We start from the raw sequence: 21,694 nt of genomic DNA on the forward strand, positions 1-21,694 counted from the left end.
TTTCCGGTCCTGCTCCCCTTGTGTTGCCGGCCAGCGGCCGGCACTACCTTGTCCAGATCAGAACTTGTAGTTCACGCCCAGCATGTAGGTGCGGCCCCACTCGATGTACTCCAGCGGGCGGTCCTTGCTGCCGGCATAGGTGCGGTACGGCTCGTTGGTCAGGTTGCTGCCCTGCAGCAGCAGGGTCAGGCCACGCAGGGCGCTGCTGTCGCTGAAGGTATAGCTCACCTGCGCATCGGTCACGTTCTCGCCCACCACGTAGCGCAGGGTGCGGTTGCCGTTGAAGTTGCCGATTTCACCGATGAAGTCCGAACGGCGGCGCTGGCTCACGCGTGCTTCAAAGCCACTGCGCTCGTAGTAGGCGGTGAAGTTGTACACGCGCTTGGACAGGCCCGGCAGGCTGATCGGATCGGTGCCCACGCTGGACGCACTCTCCGGATCCAGAATGGTGATGTCGCTCTTGTTGAACGTCGCGCTGGCCTGCACGCCGAAGCCGCGCAGGCTGTCGGTCAGCATGTCCAGCGGGAACGACGCGGTCAGTTCGAGGCCCTTCAACGTGCCGCCCTTGCCATTCTGCGGGGTCGAGAACGTGCCGACAGTCTGTACCGGCGCGGTCATGCCCGGCGGTGGTACGTAGTTGCCAAGCAGCCCACTGAAGTCGTAGTTGTCCACCGACTGGGTGTAGACGTAGCTCTTCAGGTCCTTGTAGAAAATGGCCGCAGCCACGTAGGCCTTCTCGCCGAAGTACTTCTCGTAGGACAGGTCCAGTGCGGTGGCACGCCAGGGGTCCAGCAGCGGGTTGCCGCCACTGCCGCCGGGGCGGCCATTGTTGGTATCCACGCCGAACTCCAGGCCGGCGCGCATCTGGTCCACGCGCGGGCGTGCCACCTGCTTGGCAGCGGCGAAGCGCAGCGTCTGCTGGTGCGGGAACATGAAGACCAGGTTCAAGCTCGGCAGCCAATCCTTGTAGGTCCTCCCTGCGGAGAACGGCTGGATGTTGCTGCCCGCTGGCTGCGAGCTGTCCCAGTAGCGTGAATCCGAGCTCTGGTCGGTGTGCTGCATCTGCACGCCAACGTTGCCGCGCACCCCGACCACGCCGATATCGGTGTTGATGTTCAGGCGCGCCCACGCAGTGGTGATCTTCTCCTCGACCGTCCAGGACTTGGGAATCAGGTAGTCCAGATTGTCGACCGGGTTGAAGGTCATGTAGCGCCCTACCGCAGCCGGCACATTCCACGATGGGATGTAGCCGATGCCGGCGAAGCCGAGATTGACCGGGCGATACTGCAGGTCCGGGGCGATGGTGGATTCGCCTTGCGCACCGAGCAGGATGTTGCCTTCGGCCTGCGCCTTCTGCTTGCGACGGTCGGCGTAGTTCACGCCCACGTCCACATCGGAGAACCAGCTGGACATGGCCTCGGGAACCGGCAACGTCGCCGCCAGCTTGGCGCCCTTCAGGCGGTCCTCCACCTCCGGCACCTTGCCGTAGCCGGAACCATAGATGGTGTTGGTCAGGAACAGGCTCTCCGGGTTGGAGTAGTCCCGGCCCGGCCTGATCTGCGAGTAACCATCGCTGTTCACGACGACACCGATCGTGTCGAACTGCGGTCGCGGCACCAGCTGCAGGTTGTTCTCCAGGTTGATCTCGCGGCGGGTGGCCTTGGAGTAGTTCAGGTCGGCAACCAGCTTCACGCCACCAACGTTGAACTCGTTGTTCCAGCCGAACGCATCGATCTTGTCCTTGCGCTTGTTGTACATGCCGCGCACCAGCGGGTACGCATTGTTGATCGTGCCGCCGGTGAAGCTGCCATCGGCGTTGCGGCCGACATTGCTGAATACCGGCAGGACCGCATTGGGGTTGTTGCTGTCCTCGCCGTTGCCGCTGAGGCTCAGCTCGAACTGGTTGGCGGTATCGATCTGCTCGGCTTCGGTGTGGAACGCATCGAAGGTGCTGGTCCAGCTGTTGTTCGGCCGGAACTGGATGGTGGCCATCACGCCATCGCGCTTGTTGTTGCCGGTGCGGCGCAGCGCCTTGATGCCATCGGTGAAGTAGGTGCCCGGCGCGATTCCGCGCCGCTCGCCCTTGTCGGTGTGTTCGGTGGTCCACGGCTCGTACAAACCGACCTGGTTTTCCTGGATCGGCATGTCGCTGTGCGCGTAGCCGATGGCGATGCCCAGGGTCTTGTCCAGGAACTGGTCGATGTAGCTGGCGCTGAAGCGGTTGCCGTAGGGATCAACGTTGGCGGCGCGGCCCAGAGAGCTCTTCTGGTAGCGGCCACTGACCGCGATCACGCGTTCGCCGAAGCTGAGCGGGCGTGCGGTCTGCATGTCGATGGTGCCCGACAGGCCCTGGCCGACCAGTGCGGAATCCGGGGTCTTGTACACGGTCACGCCGTTGACCAGTTCGGACGGGTACTGGTCGAACTCGACGCCGCGGTTGTCGCCGGTGCTGACCACTTCACGGCCGTTGAGCAGGGTGGTGGCGAAGTCCGGTGACAGGCCACGCACGCTGATCACCTGCGCACGGCCGGCCACGCGCTGGGCGGCCAGGCCGGGCAGGCGCGAAATGGATTCGGCGATGCTGACGTCGGGCAGCTTGCCGATGTCTTCGGCGGAGATCGCTTCGACCACCGAGGTGGCGTCCTGCTTGACCGCGATCGCGTTCTCGATGCCACGGCGGATGCCGGTGACCTGCACCGTATCCAGGTTGGTGGCGGCGGTGCCGGCCGGCGTGGTGGTGCTCTGCGTGGACTGTGCCGACGCCAGCGTCGGCGCCAGCACAACGGCCAGCGCGAGACTCAGCGCACTGCGCTTGTGGTTCAACATTTTCCCCTCCCAGGCAATGTTGCAGATCGATTCGTGAACGTCCCGGAGTGACCGTGGACGTGCGACGCGGTGGCCGCTGTCGTCGCCGCTATGGTAGGCAGCGCGTTCTTCGCGGGAATCACCCTGCATACGTATTCAATGGCGTTTGCAGGGGTGTAATCGCTTTCAGACAGCACTTGCGGTAGTGCCGGCCGCTGGCCGGCAATCACGTTCATCGGGTTGCCGGCCAGCGGCCGGCACTACCGGGGCATTCAAAGCGGAGTGAAGCGGATGGCCTGTCCACCTCCCGGCGCCAGCACCAACGTCAGGGCATCGGCGCTGGTCACCTCGCGGGTTTCGCGCACGAACGCGAACGGATTGGCGCGGAAGTCGGCGCCCCCGCCATCGCGGTAGATCTCGGCGCGGTAGCGCACGCCTGGCTCAAGGAATCCCAGCGACACCGGCAGCACGCGGCCGTGCTCGTCGGTGATGCTGCCGAGGAACCAGTCGCGGCTGTTGCGGTCGCGGCGCACGATCGTCACGTAGTCGCCCACTTCGCCATCAAGCACGCGGCTCTGTTCCCAGTCCACCGCCACGTCCTCGATGAAGCGGAACGCCTCGCGGTGCTGCAGGTAGTGCTCGGGCAGGTCGGCGGCCATCTGGATCGGGCTGTACAGCACCACGTACAGCGCCAGCTGCCGCGCCAGCGTGCTGGGGATGGCCTGGCCGTGGCGGCCCTTCAGGCTGAGAATGCCGGGGGTGTAGTCCATCGGCCCAGCCAGCATGCGGGTGAACACCAGGTTGACCTCGTGCTCGGGCGGGTTCGGCGGCTGGCCCCAGGCGTTGTACTCCATGCCGCGCGCGCCTTCGCGCGAGATCCAGTTCGGGTAGGTGCGGCGCAGGCCGGTGTCCTTGATCGGCTCATGCGGGTTCACCGACAGGTGCCGGCGCGCCGCCTCCTGCACCACCTTCAGGTGGTGGCGGGCCATGAACTGCCCGTCGTGCCACTCACGCCACAGCGGGCCGCCGCTCGGATTGCGACGGTCAACCTGGCCGTCATCGCAGACGTAACCGGTCTTGAACTGGTCCACGCCCAGCCGTGCGTACAGGTCCAGCGCGGCATCCAGCTGGTCTTCGTAGTGTTCGATGGCACAGCCGGTTTCGTGGTGCCCGATCAGGTGTACCCCCTTCTTCAGGCCGTAAGCCGAGAGCGCCTCGATATCGAAGTCCGGCGTGGCGCGGGTGAAGTCGAAGTCGTAGCCGTTGCCGACCCAGTTGCCATCCCAGCCGGGATTCCAGCCTTCCACCAGAACGCCCCGGAAGCCATGCGCAGCGGCGAAGTCGATCACCTTCTTCGTCTTGGCGGTGGTGGCCGCATGCTTCGGGCCGGTCGCCCAGCTCTCGTTGTCCAGGTGCATCGACCACCACACGCCGAGGTACTTGGCTGGCTTCACCCAACTGACATCACCCAGCGCATTGGGTTCGTTGAGGTTGAGGATCAGATCAGACTCAACCAGCCCGCCTGCACGGTCAGCGACCTGCAGCGTGCGCCACGGCGTGGCAAAGGGCAGGGCACGGCGTACCTTCCAGCCCTCGGCCGACGGCGAAAGCTGCGCGCGCAGGCGCTGGCCCTCGGTGCGGCGCAGCCACATGCCGGCGTAGTCCACCAGCGCGGCCTCGTGGATCGCTACGTGCAGGCCATCGCGGCTGCGCAGGGTCATCGGCGTATGCACCAGCGGCACCTGATTCAGTGGCGTGCGCTGGTACAGGTATTCGTAGTGGATCGGTTCGCCAGCGGGAATCCACCAGGCAGTCGATTCCTGCGCAATGGCGAACTCGGTCAACTCGTCATCGATGATCGCCTCGCGCAGGTTCGGCTGTTCGGGGAACACGTAGCGGAAGCCCAGGCCATCATCGTAGACGCGGAACACCACATCCAGCCGGCGCTTGCTGCCGCTGGTCTCGGCCAGCTGCACGGTCAGCTCGTTGAAGTGGTTGCGGGTGAACCGGCGTTCGCCCCACGGCTGCTCCCAGCGGTCATCGACGCTGCGCCGCTGCTGGCCGAGCACGGTGAAATCACGGTCCAGGCGGCCGTCGCGCAGGGCGAAGCCGAGCCTGGAATCCTCCACCACGGTCTCGCCGAAGCGCTCGACGCGGTAGCGGGCGGTGCCGCCGTCCAGCACCAGGCTGGCCTTGAGCACCTTGCCCGGCGATTCGACGCTGACGACCTGCGGCGCGGCGCTTGCGAGCGCGGCCAGGCCCAGCAGGACCAGCCCGAGCACGTGCGCGAACACCGCGCGTACAGCAGTGGGTGACATCGGCATTTCCCCTCCCAAGGCGCCGTTGGCAGACCCGGACCATAAGCCAGTGCGACGGGTGCGCTACCGCACGACGCCATGAATACGTATGCAGCCGGACGCAGCCGACAGCCCCGCGTCTACCATGGGGCCAAGGCACCTTGAGGGAGGCGCCGCGCCCGCCCGCTGGCAACTGCGGTGCGGACCTACAACGCGTGCAGAGAGGGAGGGAGGCCGATGGGCGCAAGCCGGTCCGCCGCTTCGATGCTGAAGATCATTTGCCTGACCGCTGCCCTGGGGGCAGCGCTGGGTTCGACCGCGCAGGCGGCCGACCTGCAATTCGACGGCCGCCAGGCGCGCGCCGAAGCCGCTGCCAGCGGCAGCTTCGTGCTGCATGCGCCGAACGGCGCAGTGCAGATCGCAGTCGCACCGATGCGCAGCCAGACCGGCAGCGTGATGTTCGATGCACTGTTCGCGCTGGCCCAGCAGGAGATGGACCAGGATCGCGTGGGTGCGATCCGCGATCCCGCATTCGACGAGGGCCGACCGGTGCCCTGCGAGTGCTTCCAGACCGGCGCGCGCTGGCCCTATGTGTGGACCCGCGATGTCAGCTTCGCCGCCGACCTGGCGTTGGCACGGCTGGACCCGAAGCGCACCCGGCAATCGCTGCAGTTCAAGCTGTCGGCCGCGCGCGATGGGCATACGCCCGGCCTGTTCGTCGCGCAGGACACCGGGTCCGGCGGCAGCTGGCCGATCAGCAGCGACCGCGTGGTGTGGTTCCTGGCCGCACGCCACCTGCTGGACGATCCCGCGTTTGCCGACCAGGTCTGGCAGGCGCTGCAGGGCACGCTGGCGCAGGACCGCGCGATGGTGTTCGACGCGCAGATGGGCCTGTACCGTGGCGAGACTTCGTTCCTCGATTGGCGCGAGCAGACCTATCCGGACTGGACGCGCGAGGACGTGCGCTTCATCGGTGATTCGTACGCACTGTCCACCAACGTGCTGCACTACCAGGCGTTGCGCCTGGCCGAGCGCCTGGCTGGCCAGCGCGGCGATGCGCGTGCGTCCGACTACAGGGCGTGGGCCGATGCGTTGGCAAAGCAGATCGATGCGCGCTTCTGGCGCGAGGATATCGGCCAGTACATGAGCTACATCGGCGAAGCTGCGCACCCGGTGCAGTATGCCAAGGCCGATCTGCTCGGCCTGTCGCTGGGCATCCTCGCCGACGTATTGCCGGCCGGGCGCGCGCGCCGCGCGCTGGCGGCGTACCCGATGGGGCCGGCCGGCAGCCCGGTGGTGTGGCCGCAGGAGGCGCAGCAGCCGATCTATCACAACCGCGCGATCTGGCCGTTCGTCAGCGCCTACTCGCTGCGTGCCGCGCGCCAGCTGGACGATGCGCCACGCATTGCCGCCGAGATCCGTTCGCTGATGCGGGGCGCGGCGCTGGCCGGTTCCAACATGGAGAACTACGAACTGGTCAGCCAGGCCGTGCATGTCGATGAAGGCACGCTCAGTGGGCCGGTGGTCAACTCCGAGCGCCAGCTGTGGTCGGTGGCGGGGTACCTGTCGATGGTGATCGAGGGCGTGTTCGGCGTGCAGGACGATGGCCGCGTGCAGCCCAAGCTGCCGGCGGTGCTGGTGCCGGAGTTGTTCGGCACGCAGCGTCGCATCAGCCTGGAAACCGGCGGCAAGCGCTATGTGCTGGAGCGCCCGGCAACACTGGGCACTGGCCTGCTGGTAGCCGGCAGCACGCAGACCCACGGCAACACGACCACGGTGCAGCTGCTGGCCGCACCGGCTACGGCCGTGGCCAGGACCGATGGCATGACCGCCGATGCCAATGCCCGTGCGCCCGCCACGCCGCCCGCACCGCAGGCCACGCGCGCCGGCGCCGGCTGGATCGTGCCGGTGGCGGCCGATCAGCGGCTGTGGATGGACGGCAAGCAGGTCGCTACCAGCAATGGCCAGGTGCGCGTCAGCGACGATGGCCTGCAACATTGCCTCAGCCTGACCCGGCGCGAAGGCACATTGGAATCACTGCACGGCCCGACGGTCTGCGTCGGTCCGCAGCAGCTGTTGGAGGGCGAGCAGCGCTGGCAGTTCACTTCGGCCAGCGCCGGGCAGGTGCGCCTGCGCCTGCAGTACAGCAACCCGAACGGGCCGATCAACACCGGCGTCACCGCGGCGGTGAAGCAGCTGGTGCTGCAATGCCCGGGCATTGCCCAGCAGCGGCATACGGTCGCGCTGCCACACAGCGTGGCCGTACAGGATTCGACCTCGGCAACGTTCACGGTGCCCAAGGGGCAGTGCATGGTCACGCTTGAAGAGGGCTTCAACATGAGCGCGCTGCAGCACTTCGCGCACTACACCGGGGGCAAGGGCGGCCGCGAGGGCGTGCTCAACCAGGCCCAGGTGAAGGCGCTGAAGGTCGCCCAGGTCGCAACGGAAGAGGACACACGATGAACCGTCCTGCCAAGCCACAGTTGTCGTTCTGGCAGATCTGGAACATGTGTTTCGGCTTCCTCGGCATCCAGTTCGGGTTCGCGCTGCAGAATGCCAATGCCAGCCGCATCTTCGAGACCCTGGGCGCGGACATGGACGCGGTACCGGGGCTGTGGATCGCCGCGCCGCTGACCGGTCTGCTGGTGCAGCCGGTGATCGGCTACCTGTCCGACCGCACCTGGACGCGCTGGGGCCGCCGCCGTCCGTTCTTCATGATCGGTGCGGTGCTGACCACGCTGGCGCTGCTGGTGATGCCGAATTCGCCGACGCTGTGGATCGCCGCCGGTACGCTGTGGGTGCTGGACGCCTCGATCAATGTGTCGATGGAACCGTTCCGCGCCTTCGTCGGTGACCAGCTGGCGCCGCGCCAGCGTCCAGCCGGCTACGCGATGCAGAGTTTCTTCATCGGCGTCGGCGCCATCGTGGCCAGCTTCCTGCCGTTCCTCCTGGCCCACTTCGGCGTGGCCAACACCGCTGCTGCGGGCGAGGTACCGGATACGGTGCGCTATGCGTTCTACTTTGGTGCGGTGGTGCTGCTGGCGGCGATCACCTGGACGGTGGTCAGCACCCGTGAGTACTCGCCCGCGGAGCTGGCCGGTTTCGAGGATGCCGAGCCACCGGCGCACCATGCCGGCACCGCAGTCATCGGGCCCGCACCGTGGGGCCAGGTGGCCCTGTGGCTGGGAATCGGCGTGCTGCTTGCGCTGCTGATTGCCTGGCGCCAGGGCGACAGGATGCTGTACGTGCTGGCCGGCCTGTGCGCCGGCTACGGACTGCTGCTGGCACTGACGCGCGCATTGCCAGGCACGCACATGCTGGCGGCCATCGTCGGCGACCTGCGCGCGATGCCGGTGACCATGCGTCGCCTGGCGTGGGTGCAGTTCTTCTCGTGGTTCGCGTTGTTCGCAATGTGGATCTACACCACCGCCGCGGTGGCCGGTACCCACTTCGGTTCGACCGATCCGCAGTCGGTGGCCTACAACGAAGGCGCCAACTGGGTGGGCGTGCTGTTTGGTGCCTACAACGGTTTCGCCGCACTGGCTGCGGTACTGATCCCGCCGATGGTGCGGATGATCGGCCTGCGCTGGAGCCACCTGGTCAATCTGTGGCTGGGCGGTGCCGGGCTGGTCTCGCTGATGTTCATCCGCGATCCGCACTGGCTGCTGCTGTCGATGGTCTGCGTCGGCTTCGCCTGGGCATCGATCCTGTCGCTGCCGTATGCGCTGCTGTCCGACAGCGTTCCCGCGTCGAAGATGGGCGTGTACATGGGCATCTTCAATTTCTTCATCGTGATCCCGCAGCTGGTCGCGGCCAGTGCGCTTGGCTTTGCCCTGCGTACCTGGCTGGGTGGCCAGCCAATGCATGTGCTGGTGCTGGGTGGCTGCAGCCTGTTCGTCGCCGGCCTGTGCGTGCTGCGGGTCCCGTCCCGTCCGGAGGTGGTGTGATGCGTGGTGCGCTGTCTGTTGCTGTTTCCCTGGTGCTGCTGGCCGGCCATGCGGCGGCTGCGCCGCGTCCGGATTACGTGGGTACCACCGAGCCGTTCGCCAGCGATGCGGTGTACTTCGTGGTGACTGACCGCTTCGTCAACGGCGACCCATCCAACGATCATCGCGACCAGGGCGGCACGCATCGTACCTTCGATATCCCGGTGCCGTGCCCGGACAAGGTGGACGGCAACATCGGCTATCTCGGCGGTGATTTCCGTGGCGTGCTCGACAATGCGCAGTACATCCGCAACCTCGGCTTCGGCGCGGTGTGGATCACACCGATCGTCGACAACCCCGATGAAGCCTTCACCGGCAGCAAGCCGATCAGCTGCACCAGCACGCTGACCGACCGTGGCAAGACCGGCTACCACGGCTACTGGGGCATCAACTTCTACAAGCTCGATGAGCACCTCCCCAGCAAGGACCTGGATTTCGCCGGGCTGACCAGGGGCCTGCACGGCGCCGGCCTGAAGGTGGTGCTGGACATCGTCGGCAACCATGGCTCGCCGGCCTGGACCATGCCGACGCGGCAGCCGCAGTTTGGCCAGATCTTCGACAAGGATGGAAAGCTGATCGCCGACCACCAGAACCTGCCGCCGCAGAAGCTGGACCCGAAGCACAATCCGCTGCACGCGTTCTACAACAGCATCGGTCCGGTCGACAGCAAGGACGGTTCGATCTTTGACGGCAACCTCGCCGAACTGTCCGACTTCAACCAGGACAATCCGGCGGTGATGGACTACCTGGTCGGCGCCTACCTGCAGTGGACCGCGCAGGGCGTGGACGCGCTGCGCATCGACACCATCGGCTGGCTGCCGCATCCGTGGTGGCATGCCTTCGTCAAACGCATCCGCGCCGAGCACCCGGGCATGTTCATGTTCGGCGAGGCCTTCGACTACAACGCGGCCAGCATCGCCGAGCACACCTGGCCGGCCAACGCCAATGTGAGCGTGCTCGACTTCCCGTTGCGCGGTGCCCTGGAGCAGACCTTCGGCACTGCAGGAAAGGGCTTTGAGACCCTGGCCGAGCCGCTGCACCTGACTGGCGGGCCGTATGCCAACCCGTACGAGCTGATGAGCTTCTACGACAACCACGACATGCCGCGCCTGCAGGCCAGCGACAACGGCTTCATCGACGCGCATAACTGGCTGTTCACCGCACGCGGCATCCCGGTGGTCTATTACGGCTCGGAAACCGGCTTCATGCGCGGCCGCGCCGAGCACGCCGGCAACCGTGCCTACTTCGGCCAGCCGCGCGTGGATGCCGCGCCGCAGAGCCCGATCTTCGCGCCGCTGCAGCGCATCGCCCGACTGCGTGAGGCCACCCCGGCACTGCAGCGCGGCCTGCAGGTCAACGAGCGTCTGCTGGGTGACGAGGCGGTATTCTTCCGCGTGCTGCAGCACGGCGACGTGGCGCAGACCGCGCTGGTGCTGCTGAACAAGGGCGACCGGGCCAAGGCTTTCAGCGTGACGCGCTTCGTTCAGGCCGGGCGCTGGCGCGATGCGCTGGACGGCGGCGAGCTGAAGGTGAAGGGTGCGCTGACGGTGGAAGTGCCGGCGCACGGGGTGAAGGTGTATGTGCTGGAGGCCGCCGTACAGCAGCCGGCGCTGCAGGCCGAGCTGGACAAGGCGATGGCCGACCAACGGGCACGGGACCAGCGGCTGGGGCGGTAGTGCCGGCCGCTGGCCGGCCCCCGGATTCCTGGCACCCGCCTACCGCTCTGGTGGGTGCCAACCTTGGTTGGCACGCCTTTCGAGCAGTCGAGCAAGGTCGACTCTACAATAGGCCCCCCGCAGCCTGCCGTACCGCCATGACCGACCTCGCCCCGCAGACCCCGATCGAAACCCTGCTGAAGGCGGCGATGGACGGGGCGGTGCCGATCCGCGCCTTCATGGAGGCCTTCGTCGCCTCCGAGGTGGTGCTGCTGACCGGCAGTCTGGTCACCCCCGACGGCAGCGGCTTCGACCCGCTGCTGTTCGACAAGCAGGGCACCCTGCACGTGGCCGTGTTCACCGATCCGTCGCGGGTCGGCATCTACAGCCAGCAGGCCCCGCACCAGATCCGCTGGCTGATGCTGGACGTGCTGCGCCGCGTGCCGGGTGGCTACGGCGTGGTGATCAACCCCGGTACCCCGCTGGGCTTCGAGATTTCCGCCAGCGGCGTCGGCGAGATCCTGAAGGACTTCGCCCAGGGCTGAACCGCCGCCGCGCATTCTGTAGCGTCGAGCCATGCTCGACTGCATTTCGCAAAATGCCAGATCAGTCGAGCATGGCTCGACGCTACAGAACGCTTCCCCATCAAGGCATGGCCATGGAATTCAGGGTATTACCCGCCGGGGCGCCGGAACGGCAGCAGTTGGCCCGGTGGTATCACGCGCAATGGGGCCGCGACGCCGGCCTGTCTCTGGAACAGGAACTGCAACGGCTCAACCCAGCGCAGGATGCCGATGGCTTCCCGCAGATGCCCCTGCATCAGGCCGACAACCGCAAGTATCGCGTACTGGTGATGGTGCGCAGGCTGTCTTCATGAGCATGCACGCGACGCGCCATTCCAGGTCCGCACTGATCTTCCTGGTCACGGCCATCGTCGCTGCGCTGGTGTCCATGCCCCTGCTGCGTGCGGTGGGCATGGTGCTATGGCCGGTGTTCGTCATTGCCTGGCTGATCAACCTGGGCGCGGCCTGGCATCTGGCGCAATGGGCGCGCCAGCAGGGGCGCTCGGCCTGGGCGTTCGGCTTGCCGGCGGCGCTCGGCACCGTTGCCTCGATCGTGGTCTTCGTGCTGTTGGCGGTGCTTGGGCCCAAGTCTCAGGTGCGCTGAACCTTCGCGGTTATCGCGGACAACGTGCCGAGCATGGCTCGACGCTACCCGCGCTGTGACGAATCGCGCACCACCAGCTTCACCGGGATGCTCTGGCTGTCCACCGGCTGCCGGCCGATCAGCGCCAGCAGGCGCTCCACCAGCAGCTGGCCGGCCTGCTTGGTGTCCTGCTGCACGGTGGTCAGCGCCGGCGACACCGAGGCCGCCAGCGGAATGTCGTCGAAGCCGGTGACCGCCACGTCCTGCGGCACCCGCAGCCCTGCCTCGCGCAGGGCCCGCATCGCACCGATGGCGATCAGGTCGCTGGCCGCGCAGATCGCATCGATCGGTTCGCCGCGCGCCAGCAGCGCCTGGCAGGCCTGCTGGCCGGAGGCCTCGGTGGTGATGGCGTCGTGCTGCAGCGCCGGCTCGGCGCTCAGGCCGCGCTCCTGCAGCGCCGCCACATGGCCGCGGTAGCGCTCCTGGAATTCGGGGTAATGGCTGGAGGCATGGCCGAGGAAGGCGATGCGGCGGCAGCCCTGCTGCAGCAGGTGGGTGGTGATGTCGTGCCCGCCCTGGAAGTTGTCGCTGCCGATCGACACACCGGGCTGGCCGGGCAGGGCGGCGCCCCAGCGCACGAAGTGCGTACCCTGTTCGACCAGCCGCTGCAGGCGGTCGCGCGATTCGTGGTAGTCACCATAGCCGAGCAGGATGATGCCATCGGCCTTGTTGCTGTCTTCGTAATCGGCCTGCCAGTCGGTGGAGAGCTGCTGGAACGAGACCAGCAGGTCCTGCCCGTGCAGCGCGCAGGCGCGGGTGATGGAGCCCAGCATCGAGTGGAAGAACGGGTTGATCAGCGAATCGTCGTTGGTCGGGTCCTCGAAGAACAGCAGGGCCAGGGTGCCGGCATTGCGCAGGCGCAGGCTGGAGGCGTTCTTGTCGACCTTGTAGTTCAGCTCGCGGGCGATGCGCAGGATGCGCTCGCGGGTCTCGGCGTTGACCATCGGGCTGCCACGCAGGGCCCGCGACACGGTGGGCTGGGAGACCCCGGCCAGGTGGGCGATGTCCAGGGAGGTGGCTTTGCCTTTGATGATCATGGGGCGCGGAAGGGGCCGGGTGGAAGGTGCCTGGGCATGATGCCATGCGCAGACGCGAATGCCCCTGCGGAAGGTCGGCAGGATGGCGGTAAGTCATTGCCGGACAAGGAAATCAGTCCAATCTTTCGGCCAGCCGGGGCTCTTCTGATCGGGCGGATGGCGGCGGCAATGCTAAGATGCCTCGTTCTCGCATTCCCCCAAATTTCAACAGGGGCGGCCCAGCGTACTGCACCCCCGCCCGGGGCTGTGCTATCACTGGCGGTCTGCCCCTGGACAACGGACGAAGGTACCTATGGCGCGCGGCATCAACAAAGTCATCCTGGTCGGCAATCTCGGCAACGACCCGGACGTGAAGTACACCCAGGGCGGCATGGCGATCACCCGCATCAGCCTGGCCACCACCAGCGTCCGCAAGGACAAGGATGGCAACCAGCAGGAGCGCACCGAATGGCACCGCGTGGTGTTCTTCGGCAAGCTTGGCGAGATTGCCGGCGAGTACCTGCGCAAGGGCAGCTCGGTCTACGTCGAAGGCAGCCTGCGTTACGACAAGTACACCGGCCAGGACGGCGTGGAGAAGTACTCCACCGATATCATCGCCGATGAAATGCAGATGTTGGGCGGCCGCGGCGAAGGCGGTGGCGGCGGTGGTGGTGGTGGCAACTACGGCGGCGATCGCCCGCAGCGCCAGCAGGCGCCGCGCCAGGAGTACGGCGGCGGTGGTGGCGGTGGCCAGCGCGGCGGCCAGGGTGGTGGCTATGGCAACCAGGGCGGCAATCAGGGCGGCGGCTACGGCAACCAGGGTGGCAACCAGCGCCCGCAGCCGCAGCAGGCGCCGCCGATGGACGACTTCGCTGACGACGATATTCCGTTCTGACAGACAACGCATTGATGCGTGTGTAAAAGGGGCTCGTAACCATGTGGTTGCGGGCCCTTTCTTCTATGCACAGGGGACTCGGCGCTGGCAACGGCGGAGCCAGGTAGACACCCGGCGTGTACCGCTTCCTTCAGGGCCGCGCAGTATCTTCCCGGGGGAGAAAAAGAGTCCGATCAAGGCCTTCTTCAAGGATCGGCAGAACGCTCAAGACGCGATAGCCACCTGGGCAGACGGTAAAGGCCGCATTGCTCTCTGCGTTCCACAAGGCTGCGAAATAGATGCAGGGCAGAGATTACCTACGGATCCAAGGAATGGAATATGCGGAAGAACCTGGCGCCTGCACGCCTTGTCATTGCTGCACTACAGGCTGGGAGTACCATCAACGACTGCTGATATGGCGACGATCCAGGTTGTGACAACGGATTCTCAGTATCTGGATGCGGTGATGCCGCGAGAAATATGCGCTGCTTGCACGTATGACATGACTATCAACGGGTGCCCCAAGTGATGAAGAATGCGCTTCTCTCCATAGCGTTGTTCGCAATGACCCCTGTGACCGTGATCGGTTGCCAGAACGATGGAGCGGGAATTGAATCCGTGCCTGCAGTCGCTTTGACCTCCGAACGTACCATGGACCTACAGGCGAGCGGGAAACTCGGAGCCTACGCGCTGTTCGACGGTGCTAAGGACTCAGGCACAGCAAGTTGGGACCTGTACCTGCGGAGCTTGCATCAGGATGACCGAAGGTACTTGGAGGACATATCAGATCGTTACTTTGGAACGGTGCATTTTTCGGGCGCGGAAGATCGCGAAGCGTTGCTCAGGCTGGGCTTCCCACTTCCTGAGGAGTGGCTGGCAGCAAAAGGTATGAGTGAAGCTGAGCTGAGAGCAATGAGCGATCGCGGAGACCATAAAGCCGAGATATTTCTTGTTGATCGGCTGCTGGCAAAAATGGCCGCAGTTACCGCGCAAGCCGGCGCGGAAAACTACCTGGAGGTGGTGAAAGCCCTGCCAGAGGCAGAGCGACCCTCCGTGGACAAGGATCGGCTGGAGGTACTCAATCGCTCTGCAGATGTTTTCTCGGAGGGGCCAACGCCCTTCACCGCCTATCAGTACGGAGTCGCCTTCTCCGCCGCGACGGGAAGCCCGGAGCCCATACCCGCTGCCATGGCGATGGCTGCAGAACTGGGGGATCGGCGGGCAGAGACGTTGATGGCTGACTACGATGCGAAATCACCCGCTGGCAATCCGAAGCTGGTGTCACAGCTTCACGCCACCATGAGGAAAATGGCGAAGCGGCCAGCGCCTTAGATCCAGCCAATGAATGCTGCCACGCTCGTTTCCAGGCAGAACGAAAGTCCCGCTCATGCGGGGCTTTTCTTTTTCCGCGACTCCTACGGAGTTGTGCCTCGCAGCATTGAATTTCTTGCAGCGCAACTTGCAAAAAGACAATTTCCTCCCCTATGGTGCAATCGATTGCATTGCTGCGAATCGTTGCGTTTGATACCGGTTGGGAGGCCGGAAGGTGGATGTCCATCCATTCGATCAGACCGGCCCCGGCGACGGGCCTCACGCGGCGCGATGCGTTGCGCTTTGCGGTTGCCGGTGGAATCGGCCTGGGGGCGGCAGGCGTGCTCCCTGCCTTCGCCGCCGATGCACCGCTCAAGGGCCACCTGAAGCATTCCGTCGCGCGCTGGACCTTCCCGCAGCTGTCGGTCGCCCAGCTCTGCAGCACGGTGAAGGGCATCGGCTTCTCCGCCATCGACCTGGTCGGGCCGGAGGACTGGCCGACGCTGAAGGCCCATGACGTGTACAGCTCGATGTGCAATGGCGCAGAGCTGGGCCTGACCCAGGGCTTTGCCGGCCGCCAGTTCCACGATCAACTGGTGGAGCGCTACACGCGGCACATCGACCTGGTCGCCGATGCCGGCTATCGCAATCTCATCTGCTTCTCCGGAAATCGCAACGGCATGGACCCGCAGGACGGCATGGCCAATGCCGAGGCCGGCCTCAAGCGCATCCTCGGCCATGCCGAGAAGCGCGGCGTGGTGCTGGTGATGGAGCTGCTGAATTCCAGGGTCGATCATCACGACTACCTGTGCGACCACTCTGCGTGGGGTGTGGAGCTGTGCCAGCGGCTTGGCTCGGACAACTTCGGCCTGCTCTACGACATCTACCACATGCAGATCATGGAGGGCGACATCATCGCCACCATCGGCAGGCATCACGCCTGGTTCAAGCATTATCACACCGCAGGCGTGCCCGGCCGGAATGAGATCGGAGACCAGCAGGAACTCCAGTATCCGGCCATCTGTCGCGCGATCCGCGATACCGGTTTCGAGGGCTATCTGGCGCAGGAATTCACGCCTGCGGCGCCAGACCCCATCAACTCTCTGCGCGAGGCGATCCGCCTCTGCGACGTCTGAAACGATATCCACCCAGGTGAGAAACCCATGGCAGATAATCACTACGACGCCATCGTTGTTGGCTCGGGAATCAGTGGCGGTTGGGCGGCGAAGGAGCTGACCGAGAAGGGACTGAAGGTCCTGATGCTGGAACGCGGGCGCAACATCGAGCACGTCAAGGACTACGTGAACGCGATGAAGGAGGCGTGGGACTTCCCGCATCGCAATCGGCCGACGCAGGCGATGAAGGCCGACTTTCCGGTGCTGATGCGCGACTACGGCCTGGCCGAGAACCTGGAAGGGATGTGGGCCAACGAACAGGACTCGCCCTACATCGAGACCCAGCGCTTCGACTGGTTCCGCGGCTATCACGTCGGTGGCCGCTCATTGTTGTGGGGGCGGCAGAGCTATCGCTTCTCCGATCTGGATTTCGAGGCGAACCTGAAGGACGGCATCGCCACCGACTGGCCGATCCGCTACGCCGACATCGCGCCGTGGTACGACCATGTGGAGAAATTCGCCGGCATCGCCGGCACGCGCGAAGGCCTGGACGTGTTGCCGGACGGCGAATTCCTGCCGCCGATCCCGTTGAACATCGTCGAGAAGGACGTGGCCGCGCGGATCAAGAAGGCCTTCGGCGGCACCCGCCACATGATCCACTCGCGCACCGCCAACATCACCCAGCCGATGCCCGAGCAGGGGCGCGTCAACTGCCAGTACCGCAACAAGTGCATCCTGGGTTGTCCCTTCGGTGCCTATTTCTCGACCCAGGCGGCGACGCTGCCGGCGGCGATGAAGACCGGCAATCTGACGTTGCGGCCGTTCTCGATCGTCAAGGAAGTGCTCTATGACAAGGATCGAAAGCGTGCGCGCGGCGTGGAGGTCATCGATGCCGAGACCGGCCAGACCTACCAGTACACTGCCAAGGTCATCTTCCTCAACGCCTCCTCCTTCAACTCGACCTGGCTGCTGATGAACTCGGCCACCGATGTCTGGGAGGGCGGCCTGGGTTCCTCGTCCGGCGAACTGGGCCACAACGTGATGGACCATCATTTCGGAGCAGGCGCTTCCGGCCGCGTCGAGGGTTACGAAGACAAGTACTACTTCGGCCGTCGTCCGTGCGGTTTCTATATTCCGCGGTTCCGCAACGTTGCCGCCGACAAGCGCGGTTACCTGCGCGGGTTCGGCTACCAGGGTGGCGCCAGCCGCACAGGCTGGTCGCGCGAGATCGCCGAGTTGAACATCGGTGCCGACCTGAAGGATGCGCTGACCGTGCCCGGTGACTGGCGCATCGGCATGACCGGGTTTGGTGAAATGCTGCCGCACCACGACAATACGATCCGCCTGGACCGCGAGCGCAAGGACAAGTGGGGGCTGCCGGTGCTGGCGATGGACGTTGCCATGCGCGCCAACGAACTGGCCATGCGCAAGGACATGGCCGCCGATGCCGCCGAGATGCTGGAGGCGGCCGGGGTCAAGGACGTGAAGATGCACGACAACGACTACGCGCCGGGCAAGGGCATCCATGAAATGGGAACCGCGCGCATGGGCCGTGATCGGAAGAGCTCGGTACTGAACCAGCACAACCAGGTCTGGGATGCACCCAACGTCTATGTCACCGACGGTGCCTGCATGACCTCCAGCGCCTGCGTGAATCCGTCGCTGACCTACATGGCGCTGACCGCCCGCGCCGCCGACCATGCCGTGCGCGAACTGAAAGCGGGGAACCTCTGATGGATCGCCGCGAACTGCTGAAGATGATCGTCGCTGCCACCGGTGCGGCCATGGTCGGTCTGCCTGCGCTGGTGCAGGGCAAGGCACCGGCTGCCGGGGCGATGCCTGCCTTCTCCGACGCCGACATCGCTTTGCTGGACGAGATCGCCGAGACGATCCTGCCACGGACGAAAACACCTGGAGCGAAGGATGCCGGTGCCGGCCGGTTCATGGCGACCTTCGTCACCGACTGCTACACCGCCCGGCAGCAGGCGACGTTCCGCGCCGGCCTCGCCGATATCGACGCGCGCTCCGGTAGCCGTTTCGCATCGCTCACGCCAGACGCCCGTACCACGCTGCTGCGCACGCTGGATGCGGAGGCAAAGGCACGCACGGCCGAGGTGACCGAGACGGGCACTCCGGAAGAGGGCGAGGCGATGCCGCATTACTTCACGATGCTCAAGCAGCTGGCCATCTTCGGCTTCTTCACTTCGAAGGTGGGCGCGACCGAAGTGCTGCAGTACGTTGCGGTACCAGGTCGCTACGAGGGCGACCTGGCCTATGTTGCCGGCACGCCTGCATGGGGGACCAGCTGATGGAGCGCTGCATGATGATCAGGCCGCTGCTGATCGCGGCCGGTGTACTGGCCGCCGGCTCCGCGTTCGCACAGGAGGGCGCCGACCCTGCGCGCGATCCGAAGAAGACCGAGGTGTGGACGCCGGCGCCTGCAATCGTGGCCACGCCGCCAGGCAAGGCGCCGTCCGATGCCATCGTGCTGTTCGATGGCAAGGATGTCTCGGCCTGGGAGTCCGAGCAGGGTGGGCGCGTGCCCTGGAAGGTTGCTGATGGCGCGATGACTGTCGTGCCCGGCAGCAAGGGCATTCGCACAAAGCAACGCTTCTGCGACGTCCAGCTGCATGTCGAGTGGCGCACCCCCATCGACACGAAGGGCTTCGATGGACAGAACCGCGGCAACAGCGGCATCTTCCTGCAGGAGCTGTATGAGCTGCAGGTACTGGACAGCTACAACAGCCCGACCTATGCCAACGGCCAGGCGGGCTCGATCTACAAGCAGGCCATGCCGTTGGTGAATGCCTCGCGCGCGCCGGGCCAGTGGCAGGCCTACGACATCCTCTGGAAGGCACCGCGCTTCTCGGCGGGCGGTGGGCTGGTGTCGCCCGCGCGCATCACCGTGCTGCACAACGGCGTGCTGGTGCAGGACGACACCGTGCTGGCGGGCAGGACCGAGTACATCGGTGCACCTTCCTATGCGCCACACACGTGCGCACCGCTCTATCTGCAGGAACATGATTCCAGGGTCAGCTACCGCAACATCTGGGTGCGCGAACTGTAGTGGCACACGGCCGGCGTGGTCGCCGGCCGCTTACTTCGCCAGGTAGCTGGCGATGTCGTTGATTTCCTGCTGCGAGAGCTGGGAGAAGGGCGGCATCAGCCCACCGCCCTTGCTGATCTTTTCCTTGATCTGTGCCGGTGCCATGCGCTTGCCGATGTCGGTGAGCGCCGGGAATGCGCCCGGCATGCCGGCACGATCGGCGCCGTGGCAGGCTACGCAGTTCGCGGTGTAGAGCTTTGCACCCGCGGCCGGGTCGTCCTTGCACCAGGCGGCCGTTGCAGAGCCCAGGCCGCCCAGGGCCACGGCCATTGCCAGGATCATTTTCATGTGGGGCTCCTTCATGCGTCAGTGCTTTGCACGGCTGGGTACGCTGACGGACAGGTGTTCACGCAGGTAGTCCGCGCCGGTCTGGATGACCTTGGCCGGATCGCGTGGTTGGTCATGTTCGACGATGTACCAGTGCACGCCAGCGGCCGCTGCGGCCGGCAGGATCGCGTTCCAGTCCAGCACGCCCTGGCCGACCGCGGCGAATCCGCCCTCGTCTTCGGCCTGGCCCTTGAGGGCATTGTCCTTGGCGTGAACCGCGAAGACATGCCCGCGGAACCTGCCCAGCATCACCGCAGGGTCCAGGCCGGCACGCGCGACCCAGGCCAGGTCCAGCTCGGTCTGCAGGTCGGGACCGGCGGCGGCGAACAGCAGTTCCAGTCCCGTCCTGCCGTTGAAGTCGGCCAGCTCGAAGTCGTGGTTGTGGTAGGCCAGGCGCATGCCCTTGGCCCGCACCTGTTTGGCGATGCGGCCCAGTTCCTGGCCCAATGCGGTCCAGCCTGCGGCATCGGCCGGCCGGTCCTTCTGGTCCAGGTAGGGCACCACCAGCGTGCTGTTGCCGATCGCGCGGTTGAAGGTCACCACGCCGTCCAGGTTGTTGCGCAGCTCGGCCAATGGCACGTGCGACGAAATCGCCCTGATCGAATAGCGGTCCAGCAGCTGCTTGAGGTCTGCCGCGCTGGTGTTCTGCGTGCCGACCGTTTCCACCGCATGCACGCCCGCGTCGTGGACGATCTTCAACTGCTGCTCGAGCGATCCGGCATTGCGCAGGGTATACATCTGCACCGCGATCGGCTTCTGCGTGCCTGCAGCTTCGCCTGCGAAGGCCGGCAGGGCGGCGAGCAGCAGCAGAACGAGGCTTGCGGTCCTGCGGACAGGGGCTTTCATCAAGAGATCCTCCCGGGTTTCAAGCGATGGTGGTCCAGGCGCGTGTCCTGGCCGATGTGATGACACGGTCGACGATCAGCGCCGAGCGCAGGCCATCGTCGAAGGTAGGCAGCCCCTCGGGTCGCTCGCCGTCGATGGCGCGGTAGGTGTCGGCGACAAAGGCCTCGAAGCACTGGGCGTAACCCTGTGCGTGCCCGGCCGGCAACACCGACAACCGGCGCTGTTCGGCACTGCCGGCTCCCGGCCCACGTACGAAGGTTTCTTCGCGCTGGTCGGGCCACCCGATCCACAGCCGCTCGGCATCTTCCTGGTTGAACGCCACGCTGGCCCTGGCGCCATCGATCTCGAACCAGAGACGATTGCGGCGTCCGGCAGAGACCTGGCTGACCGTCAGTGATGCCAGCGTGCCGTTGCCGGTGCGGAACATCGCCGCCGCCACGTCCTCGCTGGCGACCGACTGCATCGCACCACCGGCTGCCGGGGGGCTGAAACTCTGCCCACCCGCGGTGCCGCGCTCGGCGATCACCGTGTCAAACGCCGCGCTGACTTCGGCGAAACGCTCGCCGCTGACCCATTCCACCAGGTCACACCAGTGCGAGCCGATGTCGGCGAACACGCGCGAGGTGCCGCCCAGCACGGGATCGACGCGCCAGTTGTTGCTGGCCGGGTCCAGCAGCCAGTCCTGCAGGTAACTGCCATGGATGAGGTGCAGTGGCCCGATGTCGCCTGCGGCGATGCGCGCGCGGGCTTCCCGCACCACCGGGTGGTAGCGGTAGACGAAGGGAACCGTGGCGACCAGTCCGTTCGAGCTGGCCAATGCGGCCAGCGCCTGCGCGTCTTCCAGCGTGGTTGCCAGCGGCTTCTCGCAGACCACGTGCTTGCCGGCCCGCAGTGCAGCTTCGGCCATGGGCCGGTGCAGGTGGTTGGGCGTGCAGACGTGCACGACCTGCACCTGCGGGTCGGCGACCACCTCTTTGATATCCCGATAGCCGCGCGGGACACCCCACGCCTGCGCCACATCGGCGGCGCGTTGCGCGGAAGAGGCGGCCACGCCACGGATTTCGGCACCGGCCAGCAAGGCGGCGCGACGATGCACGGCTGCGATCATGCCGGTACCGATGATGGCGATTCCAGGCTTGGGCATTGGCTG

General features: G+C 65.8%; 18 protein-coding genes. 12 read left to right on the plus strand and 6 right to left on the minus strand.

Annotated elements, in window-relative coordinates; translation table 11 throughout:
* Window positions 1-57 precede the first annotated feature (57 nt).
* Window positions 58-2,826: a TonB-dependent receptor gene (locus tag N440_RS03125; protein WP_133934047.1), complete on the minus strand. Its 2,769-nt coding sequence runs from the start codon at window positions 2,824-2,826 to the stop codon at window positions 58-60.
* Between the two features lie 251 nt (window positions 2,827-3,077).
* Window positions 3,078-5,129: a glycoside hydrolase family 97 protein gene (locus N440_RS03130; RefSeq protein ID WP_133934048.1), complete on the minus strand. Its 2,052-nt coding sequence runs from the start codon at window positions 5,127-5,129 to the stop codon at window positions 3,078-3,080.
* Window positions 5,130-5,366: 237 nt separating this feature from the next.
* On the opposite strand from N440_RS03130, the gene N440_RS03135 reads away from it, so the two are divergent.
* From N440_RS03135 to N440_RS03160, 6 genes are all read left to right on the plus strand, one after another.
* The gene (locus N440_RS03135) at window positions 5,367-7,565 is read left to right on the plus strand and encodes a Six-hairpin glycosidase-like protein (protein WP_133934049.1); all 2,199 of its coding nucleotides are present in this window, start codon (window positions 5,367-5,369) and stop codon (window positions 7,563-7,565) included.
* Window positions 7,562-9,049 (plus strand): MFS transporter, encoded by a 1,488-nt coding sequence (locus tag N440_RS03140; protein ID WP_133934050.1) that lies wholly within the window; start codon window positions 7,562-7,564, stop codon window positions 9,047-9,049. Before N440_RS03135 ends, N440_RS03140 begins: the two co-directional genes overlap by 4 nt.
* Window positions 9,049-10,764 carry an alpha-amylase family glycosyl hydrolase gene (locus N440_RS03145; protein ID WP_133934051.1) on the plus strand — a complete coding sequence of 572 codons (1,716 nt, stop codon included), beginning with the start codon at window positions 9,049-9,051 and terminating at the stop codon, window positions 10,762-10,764. Before N440_RS03140 ends, N440_RS03145 begins: the two co-directional genes overlap by 1 nt.
* 137 nt (window positions 10,765-10,901) lie before the next feature.
* Window positions 10,902-11,288 (plus strand): SseB family protein, encoded by a 387-nt coding sequence (locus tag N440_RS03150; protein ID WP_133934052.1) that lies wholly within the window; start codon window positions 10,902-10,904, stop codon window positions 11,286-11,288.
* A 71-nt stretch (window positions 11,289-11,359) separates the two neighbouring features.
* Complete coding sequence (locus N440_RS03155) at window positions 11,360-11,620, plus strand: hypothetical protein (protein WP_133934053.1); 261 nt, start codon at window positions 11,360-11,362, stop codon at window positions 11,618-11,620.
* Window positions 11,617-11,910, plus strand: a complete 294-nt coding sequence (locus N440_RS03160; protein WP_133934054.1) for a hypothetical protein — start codon at window positions 11,617-11,619, stop codon at window positions 11,908-11,910. Before N440_RS03155 ends, N440_RS03160 begins: the two co-directional genes overlap by 4 nt.
* A 44-nt stretch (window positions 11,911-11,954) precedes the next feature.
* Here N440_RS03160 and N440_RS03165 read toward each other — a convergent pair whose 3' ends face one another.
* Window positions 11,955-12,986 (minus strand): LacI family DNA-binding transcriptional regulator, encoded by a 1,032-nt coding sequence (locus N440_RS03165; RefSeq protein WP_053449060.1) that lies wholly within the window; start codon window positions 12,984-12,986, stop codon window positions 11,955-11,957.
* Window positions 12,987-13,278: 292 nt separating this feature from the next.
* Here N440_RS03165 and N440_RS03170 point away from each other — a divergent pair, with 292 nt between their 5' ends.
* The 6 genes from N440_RS03170 to N440_RS03195 all read left to right on the plus strand — a co-directional run bounded on the left by N440_RS03170 (window position 13,279) and on the right by N440_RS03195 (window position 19,332).
* Window positions 13,279-13,860 (plus strand): single-stranded DNA-binding protein, encoded by a 582-nt coding sequence (locus tag N440_RS03170; RefSeq protein ID WP_133934055.1) that lies wholly within the window; start codon window positions 13,279-13,281, stop codon window positions 13,858-13,860.
* A 507-nt stretch (window positions 13,861-14,367) separates the two neighbouring features.
* Entirely contained in the window at window positions 14,368-15,171 is an 804-nt protein-coding gene (locus tag N440_RS03175; protein WP_133934056.1) for a hypothetical protein, read from the plus strand.
* Between the two features lie 218 nt (window positions 15,172-15,389).
* A complete protein-coding gene (locus N440_RS03180) occupies window positions 15,390-16,286 on the plus strand; it encodes a TIM barrel protein (RefSeq protein ID WP_208322778.1) in 897 nt (298 codons plus the stop codon).
* A gap of 27 nt (window positions 16,287-16,313) precedes the next feature.
* Window positions 16,314-17,999 (plus strand): GMC family oxidoreductase, encoded by a 1,686-nt coding sequence (locus N440_RS03185; protein ID WP_053449062.1) that lies wholly within the window; start codon window positions 16,314-16,316, stop codon window positions 17,997-17,999.
* Complete coding sequence (locus tag N440_RS03190; protein ID WP_133934057.1) at window positions 17,999-18,574, plus strand: gluconate 2-dehydrogenase subunit 3 family protein; 576 nt, start codon at window positions 17,999-18,001, stop codon at window positions 18,572-18,574. Before N440_RS03185 ends, N440_RS03190 begins: the two co-directional genes overlap by 1 nt.
* A complete protein-coding gene (locus tag N440_RS03195) occupies window positions 18,559-19,332 on the plus strand; it encodes a DUF1080 domain-containing protein (protein WP_133934058.1) in 774 nt (257 codons plus the stop codon). Before N440_RS03190 ends, N440_RS03195 begins: the two co-directional genes overlap by 16 nt.
* A gap of 30 nt (window positions 19,333-19,362) precedes the next feature.
* Here the strand turns inward: N440_RS03195 and N440_RS03200 are convergent, their stop codons facing one another.
* From N440_RS03200 to N440_RS03210, 3 genes are read right to left on the minus strand one after another with little or no spacing between them, the layout of a single operon-like run.
* Window positions 19,363-19,659, minus strand: coding sequence for a cytochrome c (locus N440_RS03200; protein ID WP_040008546.1), 297 nt, complete (start codon window positions 19,657-19,659; stop codon window positions 19,363-19,365).
* Between the two features lie 18 nt (window positions 19,660-19,677).
* The gene (locus N440_RS03205; RefSeq protein ID WP_133934059.1) at window positions 19,678-20,544 is read right to left on the minus strand and encodes a sugar phosphate isomerase/epimerase; all 867 of its coding nucleotides are present in this window, start codon (window positions 20,542-20,544) and stop codon (window positions 19,678-19,680) included.
* A gap of 19 nt (window positions 20,545-20,563) precedes the next feature.
* Complete coding sequence (locus tag N440_RS03210) at window positions 20,564-21,688, minus strand: Gfo/Idh/MocA family oxidoreductase (RefSeq protein WP_133934060.1); 1,125 nt, start codon at window positions 21,686-21,688, stop codon at window positions 20,564-20,566.
* Window positions 21,689-21,694 lie beyond the last annotated feature (6 nt).

The sequence above is a fragment of the Stenotrophomonas sp. CC22-02 genome, from assembly GCF_004365115.1.
GTDB lineage: Bacteria > Pseudomonadota > Gammaproteobacteria > Xanthomonadales > Xanthomonadaceae > Stenotrophomonas > Stenotrophomonas forensis.